This window comes from Rhodoferax sp. (assembly GCF_037143375.1).
GTDB lineage: Bacteria > Pseudomonadota > Gammaproteobacteria > Burkholderiales > Burkholderiaceae_C > Rhodoferax.
In genome coordinates this window covers 1-13,587 of sequence record NZ_JBAWYV010000014.1, presented here as the reverse complement: position 1 = coordinate 13,587, position 13,587 = coordinate 1, and the positions used below count along the sequence as shown (strand labels likewise).

General features: G+C 47.0%; 14 protein-coding genes and 2 tRNA genes. 6 read left to right on the top strand and 10 right to left on the bottom strand.

Annotation, left to right across the window (positions count from 1 at the left end):
* Nucleotides 1-93: 93 nt before the first annotated feature.
* Both WCG50_RS04015 and WCG50_RS04010 read right to left on the bottom strand, forming a co-directional pair.
* A tRNA-Arg gene (locus WCG50_RS04015) sits at nt 94-168 on the bottom strand.
* Between the two features lie 60 nt (nt 169-228).
* Nucleotides 229-305 (bottom strand) — tRNA-Pro (locus tag WCG50_RS04010).
* Nucleotides 306-512: 207 nt separating this feature from the next.
* On the opposite strand from WCG50_RS04010, the gene WCG50_RS04005 reads away from it, so the two are divergent.
* Together WCG50_RS04005 and WCG50_RS04000 are read left to right on the top strand one after the other, a co-directional pair.
* Entirely contained in the window at nt 513-1,250 is a 738-nt protein-coding gene (locus WCG50_RS04005) for an arginyltransferase (protein ID WP_336898284.1), read from the top strand.
* 93 nt (nt 1,251-1,343) lie between these two features.
* Nucleotides 1,344-2,120, top strand: coding sequence for an IclR family transcriptional regulator (locus WCG50_RS04000; RefSeq protein ID WP_336898283.1), 777 nt, complete (start codon nt 1,344-1,346; stop codon nt 2,118-2,120).
* Between the two features lie 24 nt (nt 2,121-2,144).
* Here WCG50_RS04000 and WCG50_RS03995 read toward each other — a convergent pair whose 3' ends face one another.
* The 6 genes from WCG50_RS03995 to WCG50_RS03970 form a co-directional block, all read right to left on the bottom strand.
* The gene (locus tag WCG50_RS03995) at nt 2,145-3,224 is read right to left on the bottom strand and encodes a serine hydrolase (RefSeq protein WP_336898282.1); all 1,080 of its coding nucleotides are present in this window, start codon (nt 3,222-3,224) and stop codon (nt 2,145-2,147) included.
* A 111-nt stretch (nt 3,225-3,335) separates the two neighbouring features.
* Nucleotides 3,336-4,874 carry a 2-isopropylmalate synthase gene (locus WCG50_RS03990; protein WP_336898281.1) on the bottom strand — a complete coding sequence of 513 codons (1,539 nt, stop codon included), beginning with the start codon at nt 4,872-4,874 and terminating at the stop codon, nt 3,336-3,338.
* Nucleotides 4,875-5,095: 221 nt separating this feature from the next.
* Nucleotides 5,096-5,908, bottom strand: a complete 813-nt coding sequence (pssA, locus tag WCG50_RS03985; RefSeq protein ID WP_336898280.1) for a CDP-diacylglycerol--serine O-phosphatidyltransferase — start codon at nt 5,906-5,908, stop codon at nt 5,096-5,098.
* A 70-nt stretch (nt 5,909-5,978) separates the two neighbouring features.
* Nucleotides 5,979-6,995 carry a ketol-acid reductoisomerase gene (ilvC, locus tag WCG50_RS03980; RefSeq protein ID WP_336898279.1) on the bottom strand — a complete coding sequence of 339 codons (1,017 nt, stop codon included), beginning with the start codon at nt 6,993-6,995 and terminating at the stop codon, nt 5,979-5,981.
* Nucleotides 6,996-7,016: 21 nt separating this feature from the next.
* Nucleotides 7,017-7,508, bottom strand: coding sequence for an acetolactate synthase small subunit (gene ilvN, locus WCG50_RS03975; RefSeq protein ID WP_336898278.1), 492 nt, complete (start codon nt 7,506-7,508; stop codon nt 7,017-7,019).
* Between the two features lie 78 nt (nt 7,509-7,586).
* Nucleotides 7,587-9,413: an acetolactate synthase 3 catalytic subunit gene (locus WCG50_RS03970; RefSeq protein ID WP_336898277.1), complete on the bottom strand. Its 1,827-nt coding sequence runs from the start codon at nt 9,411-9,413 to the stop codon at nt 7,587-7,589.
* Nucleotides 9,414-9,712: 299 nt separating this feature from the next.
* Between WCG50_RS03970 and WCG50_RS03965 the strand changes: the two genes are divergently transcribed.
* From WCG50_RS03965 to WCG50_RS03950, 4 genes are read left to right on the top strand one after another with little or no spacing between them, the layout of a single operon-like run.
* Entirely contained in the window at nt 9,713-10,279 is a 567-nt protein-coding gene (locus WCG50_RS03965; RefSeq protein WP_336898276.1) for an RNA polymerase sigma factor, read from the top strand.
* Complete coding sequence (locus tag WCG50_RS03960) at nt 10,276-10,719, top strand: DUF3619 family protein (RefSeq protein ID WP_336898275.1); 444 nt, start codon at nt 10,276-10,278, stop codon at nt 10,717-10,719. Before WCG50_RS03965 ends, WCG50_RS03960 begins: the two co-directional genes overlap by 4 nt.
* A gap of 6 nt (nt 10,720-10,725) precedes the next feature.
* The gene (locus WCG50_RS03955) at nt 10,726-11,451 is read left to right on the top strand and encodes a DUF3106 domain-containing protein (RefSeq protein WP_336898274.1); all 726 of its coding nucleotides are present in this window, start codon (nt 10,726-10,728) and stop codon (nt 11,449-11,451) included.
* Between the two features lie 17 nt (nt 11,452-11,468).
* Nucleotides 11,469-11,963, top strand: a complete 495-nt coding sequence (locus WCG50_RS03950; RefSeq protein ID WP_336898273.1) for an RDD family protein — start codon at nt 11,469-11,471, stop codon at nt 11,961-11,963.
* 21 nt (nt 11,964-11,984) lie between these two features.
* On the opposite strand, the gene WCG50_RS03945 is transcribed toward WCG50_RS03950, so the two are convergent.
* Complete coding sequence (locus tag WCG50_RS03945) at nt 11,985-12,323, bottom strand: P-II family nitrogen regulator (protein ID WP_336898272.1); 339 nt, start codon at nt 12,321-12,323, stop codon at nt 11,985-11,987.
* Nucleotides 12,324-12,390: 67 nt separating this feature from the next.
* A partial coding sequence (locus WCG50_RS03940; protein WP_336898271.1) for an NAD+ synthase occupies nt 12,391-13,587 on the bottom strand: 1,197 nt, incomplete at its 5' end.

Sequence of the window (13,587 nt, the reverse complement as noted above, 5' to 3'; positions counted from 1 at the left end):
TGTTAGCTAGCGACACGGCTTAAGACAAAAACATGCTATAGCGAAACGCTACGCTGGTCATCAAGTATTGCGTGGTGATCTCAAATGAGTTTTTGGTCCGCCCGGAGGGAATCGAACCCCCATGATCGCTTTAGAAGAGCGATGTCCTATCCGTTGAACGACGGGCAGATATGAGGAAGTTAGATAATTCTAAGACACCAACTACGAGTGCTATTAAAAATCAATAAATGGTCGGGGCGAAAGGATTCGAACCTTCGACCCTCTGGTCCCAAACCAGATGCGCTACCAGGCTGCGCTACGCCCCGACTGATTAGTATTATAGTGGTTTAAGCAACGATATCTTCTATGTGGACTCAATTCTCGACAATTAAACATGAATGCTATCTATTCGCATCGTAATGTAGTTCGGCAATTTTCAAGCAACAGTAGATGCAAGACAGTGAAGTTGTGCGCATTTTGATATTTCAACCCTCGTATTGACACGACATCATTCCATTGGAGATGCTAAAAAAGTGACTCATCTAAATGACTTGCCAATTCAAGCCGTCCAGTTTTATACGACGGCAAACTACCACTGCAGTTACCTTCCGGAAAAGCAAGCACGGTCGCAAGTTGCCACCCCTAGTCACGCCATCAACAATACAATTTACTCAGAGTTGATCAGGCAAGGATTTCGTAGAAGTGGCATATTCACCTATCGCCCGTACTGTGATTCATGCTGCGCTTGTACTTCGTTAAGGGTTCTTGCATTCCAATTCAAACCTGATCGAAGCCAACGTCGTGCTTGGGCAAGTCATTCAAATCTGCAAGCAAGAGTCGTTGAACTCTCTTTCCAGCAAGAACACTACGATCTTTATTTACGATATCAACATGGTCGACACACCGGGGGAGGAATGGACCAAGATAGCGTAGATCAATACACACAATTTTTATTGCAAAGCCGTGTTAATTCTCGATTGGTTGAGTTTCGCACTCCAAGCACGAAGGATTTGCCAAGTGAATTAAAAATGGTGTCACTTATTGATGTACTTGATGACGGTATTTCAGCCGTCTATACGTTTTACGAACCTGAACCGCACACAAGTTATGGGACGTTCAACGTACTCTGGCAGATTGAGCAAGCCCGAACGATGGGACTACCACACGTATATTTGGGCTATTGGATAAGTAACAGCCCAAAAATGAACTACAAAACCAGATTTTCACCATGGCAGTTACTCGTATCTGGCCTCTGGATTTCAGACCAATAGAAACACGAAATTCTCAAGTAAGACTCAGATATTAAGGGAAATTTTTAAATTTATTTCACAAGGTAAAATGACGCCCACAGATCGGGCAACTCCATGCAAAAGTCAAATTCAAGTATTTCAGCAACACCAACAGTTCAAGTCATTGAACGAATGTTTCAACTTATGGATGTCTTGGCTTCAAGGGAAGATGCAATTTCTTTGAAGGAGATCAGTGAAAAAACTGGGTTGCACCCATCAACATCGCACCGGTTGTTAAATGATTTAGCAACAGGTAGATTTGTAGATCGTTCTCAGCCAGGTTGCTACAGACTCGGCATGCGTTTGCTCGAACTCGGAAACCTTGTGAAAAATCGACTAAACGTTCGCGATGCGGCGCTTGTGCCAATGAGAGAACTGCATAAACTCATTCAACAACCTGTCAATTTGAGCATGCGCCAAGGTGATGAGATTGTTTACATCGAACGAACCTATAGCGAAAGATCAGGTATGCAGGTGGTTCGGTCTATCGGTGGCCGAGCGCCTTTACACTTAACTTCAGTTGGCAAGTTATTTTTGGCAGCAGACGATCCACAACGCGTACGCGCCTATGCCACCCGGACTGGATTAAGTGGTCAAACCAAGAATAGCCTGACCCAGTTACCAGCGTTAGAAAGAGAGTTATTGAAAGTTCGACAGTATGGTGTCTCACATGACAACGAAGAGCTTGAACTTGGTGTGCGATGCATGGCAGCAGGCATTTATGATGATCAAGGCACACTAGTTGCCGGATTATCAATTTCAGCACCAGCGGGAAGACTTGAGGAAGGATGGCTCCCGAAACTGCAAGAAACAGCTCGTGAAATTTCTACGACCCTAGGTTTCAAAGCCTAAGTGACGAATAAGTCTAATTTCTGATTACTGAACCAATGCAACTCGTTCATTCAGCAATGGTCCCATAAATGGCGCTGAAACAATCGGTGAAATTGGCGTTGATTCAACCCAACGTCTAACGCGCTCTGCATCACCAATCCGACTTAATTTCCCGGCAGAATCAAGGAAAATCATAATTATTTTTCGCCCGGCAACCTTGGCTTGCATCACAAGGCATTGTCCAGCTTCAGTAATATAGCCAGTCTTCTGTATACCGATTTGCCACGATGGATTTTTTACAAGACGGTTGGTATTGTTATATTGGAGCGTTCGTTTTCCAACAGCTACTTGATGTCCGGGTGAAGTTGATAGTTCACGCAACAGTGGGTCACCATAGGCCACATTGACAAGTTTGGCTAAATCGCGAGCACTTGACTGATTTTTGCTTGAAAGTCCTGTTGGCTCAGCATAATTAGTGTCATTCATGCCTATTAATTTTGCTTTTGCATTCATTAAACTAACAAAAACACTTAATCCACCTGGGTAACTGCGACCAAGCGCATGAGCAGCTCGATTTTCGCTAGACATCAGAGCCAAATGCAGCAACTCACCTCGGCTTAATTCAGTTCCAACCCTAAGACGAGATGAACTTCCTTTTTCGGTATCAACATCTTCCTGTGAAATAGTAATCACTTCGTTCATTGGTAAGTGAGCTTCACTGACAACTAAGCCCGTCATGAGCTTGGTGAGTGAAGCTATTGGAAGTACGGCTTTGTCATTTTTACTAAAAAGAACTTCACTCGTATCTTGGTCAATGACAAGCGCCACACTTGACTTCAAATCCAGGGAATCACGTGAACCTTGCAAACCTGCAATGTGCCCAAATGAAGGGCGCAGAGGGATTATTTCTGCTCTAACAGCAGTCTTTCGTTTGACTGCAACAAAAGTTCTGGAGATATTTCGTTTTGCAACAACGGTGCTTTTTGACGATTTAGCGTGTTTACGCTTATATTGAGTCGCCTCAGCCTGTGGCAGACCTAGTGCAAAAAAGAAAGTGATTAAGCCAAAAAACCAACTGATTTTCCGAAAATTTACACAAGTCAATAAATTTTTAAAACAGGACATACATCCATCTCCGGATTAAATTCACAGTACCCGTAGTTTAAACAAAAAAGTCACGCAATATCAACTAGTTGCGTGACTTTCTTAAACAAGAACAGTTGAAATCCGTGAAATCTATCCTTGAGCCGCAACGCGGTCTGCCTTGCTGTGCAATTTATTGAGCGCACTAAGGTAGGCCTTAGCTGATGCCACAACAATATCTGGGTCTGCCCCAACACCGTTAACAACACGACCGCTGTTTTGTAAACGTACCGTTACTTCACCTTGACTCTCAGTCGACCCACTAATTGCGTTCACTGAATAAAGCACCATCTCTGCGCCACTCTTCACGTGCGACTCAATCGCTTTAAGTGAAGCGTCCACAGGTCCATTTCCATCGGAAGAGCCTTTGACTTCCTTCCCATCCATTGTGAAAACGATACTCGCTTGCGGACGCTCACCCGTTTCACTGTGCTGAGATAAAGAAACAAATCCGTATTGCTCTTTTTCGTGAGTCACACTCTCATCACTTACAAGTGCCAGAATATCTTCGTCAAAAATCTCACTCTTTCGATCGGCCAATTCTTTGAATTTGGCAAATGCAGTGTTTATGTCCGCTTCACTTTCCATCTGTACGCCCAGCTCCAACAAACGCTGTTTAAATGCATTTCGTCCACTGAGCTTACCCAAAATTATTTTATTTGCCGTCCAGCCAACGTCTTCTGCACGCATGATTTCATAAGTGTCTCTTGCTTTAAGCACACCATCTTGGTGAATACCTGAAGCGTGAGCAAATGCATTGGCACCTACAACCGCTTTATTTGGCTGAACCACAAACCCAGTCGTCTGGCTGACCATCCGACTGGCTGCCAGAATGTGTTTGGTATCAATATTTAAATCTAAGCCAAAATAATCGTGCCTGGTTTTAACCGCCATGACAATTTCTTCTAAGCTGCAGTTTCCCGCACGTTCTCCCAAACCATTGATGGTGCATTCAACTTGACGGGCACCTCCAATTTTTACGCCAGCCAGCGAATTTGCAACGGCCATGCCAAGGTCGTTATGGCAATGAACTGACCAGATGGCCTTGTCAGAGTTGGGGATTCGTTCACGCAGTGTTTTAATAAAATTACCGTATAACTCCGGAATGGCATAGCCAACAGTATCAGGAACGTTAATGGTTGTTGCGCCCTCTTTAATAACGGACTCTAAGACTCGGCACAGAAAATCAACATCGCTCCTGTAGCCATCTTCGGGGCTAAATTCAACATCAGAAACCAGATTGCGAGCAAAGCGAACTGCAAGCTTGGCTTGCTCATGTACTTGTTCCGGAGTCATCCGTAATTTCTTATCCATATGCAATGCAGAAGTAGCAATAAACGTATGAATACGTGCACTATTGGCCCCTTTTAGGGCTTCAGCAGCACGTGCAATATCTTTATCATTTGCACGAGACAAAGAGCAAATAGTTGAATCCTTGATCGCGTTGGCGATGCATTGAACAGCTTCAAAATCGCCATTGGAACTCGCTGCAAAACCGGCTTCAATGACATCAACCTTCAAACGTTCCAACTGGCGAGCAATTCGAAGTTTTTCATCCTTGTTCATTGACGCTCCCGGTGACTGCTCACCATCACGCAACGTGGTATCAAAAATAATCAACTTATCAGCCATCTTGTTTCTCCTGTATTCTTGAAAATTCAACATCAAAATGAAGACTCAAAAAGCAAAAAGCCCGTATGCATTTGCAACGGGCTTTAGGTTTTGTATGCGCGTACGCTACATTCGCCGCCCGTAAGGCAAGAACTGTAGTGATAGCGCCAAAGATTTCATAAGTTCAATGTACCACAAGTTTAAGAACTCTTATTTGGATTATTGAGGGTGATTAAGTATTTTTAATGAAGTCCTCTTTCATCCGGCTCTTCGGTAGAAGTGCTGATGACACTGGTTTGAACCCCCTTGGCTTTGCGCCAGATGTAGATGGCATATCCACTAAAACCGTAGACCACAAATACAGCAAACATAACGATGGGAGGATCGATGTTGATAACGGCTATCGCTAATGCAATCGAAACAATCACAGCAAAAGGAACACTCTTTTTCATGTGGACATCCTTAAAACTGTAAAAAGGAACGTTGGTCACCATCGTGAGTCCTGAATACAAGGCAAGCGCAAACATCGGCCATGCGACGCTGGGACCTTTTACGCCAAGGTCGGTCATTAACCAAATAAAGCCTGCGAGCAAGGCGGCAGCTGCTGGTGACGGAAGTCCCTGAAAATAGCGTTTATCTACGACCGCCGTATTGACGTTAAACCTAGCCAGTCGCAAGGCTGCACATGCGCAATAGACAAATGAAGCGATCCAACCCCAACGTCCTAAGCCCTGCAGTGCCCAAACATAAGCGATAAGGGCTGGTGCAGCACCAAAGGACACCATGTCTGAAAGTGAATCCATTTGTTCGCCAAATGCACTCTGAGTGTTGGTCATCCGTGCAACTCGACCATCGAGACTGTCAAGAATCATTGCGCAAAAAATCCCGACTGCAGCCAGATCAAAACGACCATTAATGGCCATAACAATTGCATAAAATCCGCCAAAAAGCGCTGCCAAAGTAAAAAGGTTCGGCAATATGTAGATGCCCTTTCGACGCTTTCTGACTTCCAAGGTATTACTCTCGATAAAGTCTGCTTCGTTCCCGTCTTGCATAGAATTTGCCTCCAGACTTTAATAATAACAAAGGCCACCGAAGTGGCCTTTTTCAAGAGAGTTTTGAAACTCAGTTGCGGGTTTGGTCAACCAGTTTGTTCTTGGCAATCCAAGGCATCATCGCACGAAGTTTCTCACCCACTTGCTCGATCTGATGCTCGGACGTCAAGCGGCGACGGCTCAACAATGTGGGCGCGCCTGCTTTGTTTTCCAGGATAAAGCTCTTTGCATACTCACCCGTCTGAATGTCTTTCAGACACTGGCGCATCGCGTCTTTGGTGGCGCTTGTCACAATCCGTGGGCCAGTGACATATTCGCCATATTCAGCGTTGTTGGAAATCGAGTAATTCATGTTGGCAATACCGCCTTCATAAATCATGTCCACAATCAGTTTGAGTTCATGTAAGCACTCGAAATAGGCCATTTCTGGGGCGTAGCCAGCTTCAACCAAAGTTTCGAAACCAGCTTTGATCAACTCAACTGTACCGCCGCACAAAACAGCTTGTTCACCGAACAAGTCGGTTTCAGTTTCTTCGCGGAAATTGGTTTCAATAATGCCGGCCTTGCCACCACCGTTGGCCATCGCATAGCTCAATGCCATGTCGCGAGTACGACCCGACTTGTCTTGATGAATAGCGATCAAATGAGGAACACCACCACCTTGGGCATAGGTGCCGCGCACGGTATGGCCAGGTGCTTTTGGCGCCACCATCCAAACATCCAGGTCGGCACGGGGAGTCACCAAGCCGTAATGCACATTGAATCCATGTGCAAAAACCAGGGAAGCACCTTGCTTGATATTGGGTTCAATGTCGTTGGTATAAACCGCGGCAATTTGCTCATCCGGCAACAAGATCATGACCACATCGGCGGCCTTGACTGCGTCAGCAACTTCAGCAACCTGGAGGCCGGCTTTTTCAACCTTCGGCCACGAAGCACCACCCTTGCGCAATCCAACGACAACTTTTACGCCGCTGTCATTCAGATTCTGGGCGTGGGCATGTCCTTGACTACCGTAACCAATAATCGCAACCGTCTTGCCCTTGATGAGACTGAGGTCGCAGTCTTTGTCGTAAAAAACCTTCATTTATATCTCCGTTGTAAAAAATTAAACTCTTAAAATTCGTTCGCCGCGGCCAATCCCACTAGATCCAGTTCGAACTGTTTCCAGAATGGCACCGCGCTCAATAGCTTCCAGAAACGCATCATTTTTGGACTGATCGCCGGTCAGCTCAATGGTGTAACTCTTCTCGGTCACATCAATAATGCGACCTCGAAAAATATCAGCCATGCGTTTCATTTCTTCGCGCTCTTTACCCACGGCGCGTACCTTGACCATCATGAGTTCACGTTCGGTATAAGCACCTTCGGTGAGATCGACCACTTTCACGACTTCAATCAAACGATTCAAGTGTTTGGTGATCTGCTCAATGACATCTTCAGGACCAGAGGTCTGTATTGTCATACGAGACAAGCTGGGATCCTCGGTTGGCGCCACGGTAAGCGACTCGATGTTATAGCCTCGCGCTGAAAAAAGGCCAACAACCCGTGACAAAGCGCCCGGTTCGTTTTCAAGTAAAACTGCAATGATATGTTTCATGGGATTCCTCATTTCGCTGCCCTCCCCTGATGGCGGTAACCACCCAGCTTGGCAAACAATAGATTCGTCAAAAGTTGATTAAAGATCTTCAGAGCCAAGCAGCATTTCAGTAATGCCGCTTCCTGCACGCACCATCGGAAATACATTTTCAGTTGGGTCAGTGCGGAAATCCATGAAAACCGTGCGATCTTTAAGCTTACGAGCTTCGCGCAATGCGGGTTCAACGTCCTGTGCTCGCTCAATCAACATGCCGACATGGCCATACGCTTCTGCGAGCTTGACGAAATTGGGCAGCGCATCCATATAACTATGGCTGTAACGACCCTCATACTCGACTTCCTGCCACTGGCGAACCATACCAAGGTACCGATTGTTAAGTGCAACGATCTTGATCGGGGTGTTGTACTGCAAGCAAGTTGAAAGCTCTTGAATACACATTTGCACAGACCCCTCGCCTGTCACGCAATAAACCTCACTGTCGGGTTTTGCCAGTTTGATGCCCATAGCGTATGGAATTCCTACGCCCATTGTTCCCAATCCGCCTGAATTGATCCAACGACGAGGTTCATCAAACCGATAGTATTGCGCAGCCCACATTTGATGCTGGCCAACATCTGATGTGATGTATGTGTCAGCATCTTTGGTCATGTTCCAAAGCGTCTCAACAACGTATTGAGGTTTGATGACGTCATTTTTACCGTGGTCATATTTAAGACAGTCGCGCTTGCGCCAAGTCTCGATGGTGTCCCACCAAGCGCCAAGAGCGTTGCTATCAGGCTTGATCACGCCTTCTTTGATCATTGCGATCATTTCAGTAAGCACCTCTTTGACGTCACCCACAATGGGGATGTCAACCTTGACGCGCTTTGAAATGCTCGATGGGTCAATGTCAATGTGAATAATCTTCCGTTCGTTTTGAGCGAAATGTTTGGGGTTTCCGATAACTCGGTCATCAAATCGAGCACCAACGGCCAAAAGCACATCACAATTTTGCATGGCATTGTTGGCCTCTACAGTTCCATGCATGCCCAGCATGCCTAGAAACTTACGGTCGCTCGCTGGGTAAGCACCAAGGCCCATCAGGGTGTTGGTGCAGGGATAACCCAACATATCGACCAGCGTTCTCAGCTCAGTGGATGCGTTACTCAAAATAACGCCGCCGCCTGTATAAATATAGGGACGTTTAGCGGTCAATAACAGTTGCAAGGCTTTCCTGATTTGCCCCCCATGACCCTTACGCACCGGATTGTACGAGCGCATTTCGACAGTCTCAGGATAGCCAGAATACGGGACTTTTTTAAACGAAACGTCTTTGGGAATATCAACTACAACGGGACCAGGCCGTCCTGTTCGCGCAATGTGGAATGCTTTTTTCATCGTTGCAGCCAGATCACGTGCGTCTTTAACGAGAAAATTGTGTTTCACAATGGGGCGAGTGATACCGACAGCATCGCACTCTTGGAATGCATCAAGCCCAATGGCGTGCGTGGGAACCTGTCCTGTCACGATCACCATGGGGATACTGTCCATGTAGGCAGTTGCAATACCGGTTACTGCATTCGTCACACCAGGACCGGATGTGACTAATGCGACACCGACGTCTCCCGTTGCACGAGCGTAGCCATCAGCTGCGTGCACTGCCGCCTGCTCGTGTCGTACAAGAATATGTTGAATTGTGTCTTGCTTGAAGATGGCGTCATAAATATGAAGAACAGCGCCGCCAGGGTATCCCCACACGTACTTTACATTTTCAGCTTGTAACGCCTTGATGAGAATCTCGGCACCCCTGAGTTCTTGAACATCAGTTACAGAAGAGAGAACTTTATCTGCTTGCATGATTGGTTGACTTTTTATTGCGGACGTTACCGCATTGGCTGAAGCGATTTCAGCTTTTGAAATATCCATGATGAACCTTTGTGAATTTCTCTAACGAAAAACCTTGGGTGCTCCTTCGAAAACACTTGTGATGTCGCGTCGGAACTTAAGGCTTAAGCCATGGGCGCATTGATTGTTGCGCCGGACCATAACCCGTTTGCGTTTTGATTTGCAAGCAAGATTATCGCACTGCACTAATTGAAGCTGGAATGGAAATCAAAAAAAGCGCCATCAAATGCCATAATTAGCATTCAAAAACCTCAATTCGTGCCTCTTGAGAGAGTTGAGAGGCATCAATAAAACCACAAAGTCACTATGGCTTAATTCTCTTGGCTACCGAACAAGAATTATCTGATTTTTTGAAAAGTGTAGAAAGACGCGCTTTCAAGCGCTCGGTCTATCACGTGAGGAACGAAGAATCAGCTTTGGATATTGTGCAAGATAGCATGATGAAGCTTGCTGAACACTATGGTCACAAGCCAACAGCTGAATTACCCATGCTGTTTCAACGTATTCTCTCCAATTGCACTTTAGACTGGTTTCGAAGACAAAAAACGCGAAATGCTCTTTTCTCGAACATGAGTGATTTTGAGTCGTCTGGCGAAGATGGAGAATTTGATCTTCTTGAAACTTTAAACGTCCTGAGTCACTCAGAGCAAACAGAAAGCGCAGAAAGTGCAACTCAACGGGCACAAACCTTGCTTGGTATTGAGGCAGAAATTCAGGAATTACCAGCTCGTCAACGAGAAGCATTCCTGATGCGTTACTGGGAAGAGCTTGATGTTGCAGAGACTGCGTCTGCAATGGGTTGTTCAGAAGGCAGTGTTAAAACGCACTGTTCAAGGGCGGTTCAGGCACTTGGAAAAGCATTGAGAGCGAAGGGAATAACACTATGATTAATTTGAACCAGCACCAAAATCAGGTCGCGCAAGACCGCTTCGGGTTGCGTATTGCCTCTCGCTTGTCCGATGCGACTGATGATCTGCCTTATGACATTTCCGAGCGGTTGCGTGCTGCAAGGGTTCAGTCTCTGGCCAAGCGAAAGATCGTGATGACTCAAACTGCAAAAAGCATTTCAGCATCTGGCGGCGCAGCAACTCTGACTTTTGGAAGTGAGAACTTTAGTGCTTGGGATCGAATTGCTGCTGCCATTCCTCTTCTGGCTCTTGTAGTCGGTTTGATAGCGATTAATGTTATTCAAAATGACAATCGGGCCAATGAAATTGCGGAAATTGATGCCGCTTTACTCACGGATGACTTGCCGCCTTCTGCTTATACCGACGCTGGTTTTGTTCAGTTTTTAAAGCTCAGCACTGTGCAGCACTTGCAGCAGTAAAGGAAGATGGTTATTTTGGCTGATGTTCAAAAAGGGCACGTCTTCAGTTTAGGCAGGTCATGTGGCGTTATTAATGGTTGCGTCGCGGCCTTTTTATTCGCATTGACGTTGCCAGTTCTCTCTCAAGGTTTACCTTCAATAGCTCCCAGTGCGTCTTCACCCCTTAAGCCACCAAATTTGATCGCCACCACCAAAAGTTCATCTGGTTTGAAGGTTTCCTCCAAACCGGAGTGGCAAGATTTGACGCCCACACAGCAACTTTCACTGCAACCCTTGGCGGCCAACTGGAATTCCTTAGAAGAAGCTCAAAAGCGCAAATGGATCGCGATTGCTGCCAACTATCCTACGCTGCCGCCGGCAGAACAAGTCAAACTGCATACCCGCATGACCGAATGGGTGTCACTCAGTTATCAACAGCGGGCCCAGGCCAGGTTGAATTTTGCTCAAGCCAAGCAATTGACACCTACAGAAAAAACGGCTACTTGGCAGGCTTATCAAGCGCTTAGCCCAGAAGAGAAGAAAAAGTTAGCTACTTTGGCACCTCCAAAATTAGGTGGAGCGGCCATTGCCGCCAAACCTGTTACGGCTCAAAAGCTAACGACTGTTCCCGTGACTCGCCAAACCGTAATGCAGCCTCTCAAGTCAGCCAGTTCAAGTCATGCTGTGCACCAAAATACATTGTTGCCACAAGCAAAGCCTGCGACTGAGTCAGCCAGTAAACCGAATAATTAAAGCAACAAGTTCAGTCAATGGGAAACCTGCTGCAAACACCTAGTCTTGCCCGTCGTATGGCCTGTTGGCTTTACGAAGGCATGCTGATGTTCGGTGTGGTGTTTATTTCAGGTTATTTATTTGGAACCCTGAGTCAAACACGAAACGCCATGGACAACCGCCATGCCTTGCAAGCATTTCTCTTTGTTGTCTTTGGAATTTATTTTGTTTGGTTATGGTCAAAAGGGCAGACATTGGCCATGAAAACCTGGGATATAACCGTTGTGGATCGTTCGGGCAAAAGCATTTCGCAATCCCGTGCACTGCTTCGCTACGTTTTGAGTTGGCTTTGGTTTCTGCCCGCTCTTGCTGCTGTTGCTCCCTTCAATTTATCCGGGGCAGAGTCTGTTGTTATCGTCATTGGCTGGATCGCAGTTTGGGCTATTCTGAGTCGATTCCACCCACAACAGCAGTTTTGGCATGATGCTTTAGCCGGAACTCAGTTGGTGACCAAGCCCCGGCTTGGTCAATAAACTGTTCAAATTGGCGGCCTTTTAGACGGCTGATTCATCCAGTTCTCCTGTCCGAATGCGCACCACACGCTCCACACTGGTGACAAAAATCTTGCCATCACCAATTTTCCCCGTATGAGCGGCCTTCACGATCGCATCGACACAACGATCGACGTCATCAGTCTTTACCACCACTTCGACCTTGACCTTGGGTAAAAAATCGACCACGTACTCGGCACCACGGTAGAGCTCGGTATGGCCTTTCTGGCGTCCAAAACCCTTGACTTCAGTCACGGTGAGTCCTGTGACCCCGCATTCAGCCAGTGCCTCACGAACCTCTTCCAGTTTGAACGGTTTAACAATTGCGGTGATCTGTTTCATGCTTTTTTCCTAATTAGTAAAGGTGCCGTGACTGAATTGAGCTCAGACTGCCCTGCAAAGTTTCAATTTAAGCGCGAAAGCGATTGGTTATAGGATAACGCCAATCTTTGCCAAAGCTACGGTGCGTGACACGAATACCAATAGGCGCTTGTCGGCGCTTGTATTCATTGATTTTGATGAGGCGGGTAACCTTTTCAACATCGGCATGATCGAACCCAGCCGCAATAATGTCTTCAATGCTCTGGTCGTTTTCCATATAGCGCTCCAAGATGGCGTCCAGTACTTCGTAAGCTGGCAAGCTGTCCTGGTCTTTCTGATCTGGGCGAAGCTCGGCGCTGGGGGGGCGAGTGATGATGCGATCCGGAATCGGCGCCTGCCCTGTGCCATAGGGGTCATTGGCGTTACGCCAATGACTCAGCTTGAATACAGTCGTTTTGGCCAGGTCCTTGATCACGGCAAAACCACCTGCCATGTCACCGTAAAGCGTGCAGTATCCGGTGGCCATTTCAGACTTATTGCCAGTTGTAAGCACAATGCTACCGAATTTATTGGAAAGCGCCATCAGTAGCGTGCCCCGAATGCGGGCTTGCAAATTTTCTTCCGTCGCATCCTCGGCCAGCCCTGCAAACTCCTCCGCCAAAGAAGTTTTGAAAGCCTCAAACTGCGGCACGATTGAAATCTCGTCGTAACGCACGCCTAAACGCTGGGCCATGTCACGCGCGTCGATCCAGCTGATGTCTGCCGTGTAAGGCGAGGGCATCATGACGGTACGCACCCGGTCTTTTCCGAGCGCATCGACTGCCACTGCCAGCACCAGCGCTGAATCTATGCCGCCCGACAGGCCCAAAATCACGCTGGGAAACCCGTTTTTTCCGATGTAGTCGCGAACCCCCAGCACCAGTGCGTCCCACAAGTCGGCTTCGGGAGATCGCTCAGGCGATACATCTGCTATTAAATAAATAGCTGCTGGTGCACGCTGTACCTGGACTAGAAGGCAATTTTCTACAAAGCTGGGCGCACGGCCAGCCACGGAGCCATCTGCATTCAAAGCAAACGAATGTCCTTCAAAAACCACTTCATCCTGACCGCCCACCAAATGGGCATAAACCAGCGGCAAACCACAGGTTTTCACCCGTTCGCGCATCATTTGCTCGCGCTCCAGACCCTTGCCAACGTGAAATGGCGATGCGTTAATGACCGCTAGCAGCTCGGCACCGGCTTCCTGGGTCAGTCTGGCAGGTTCTTCAAACCAGGCGTCTTCACA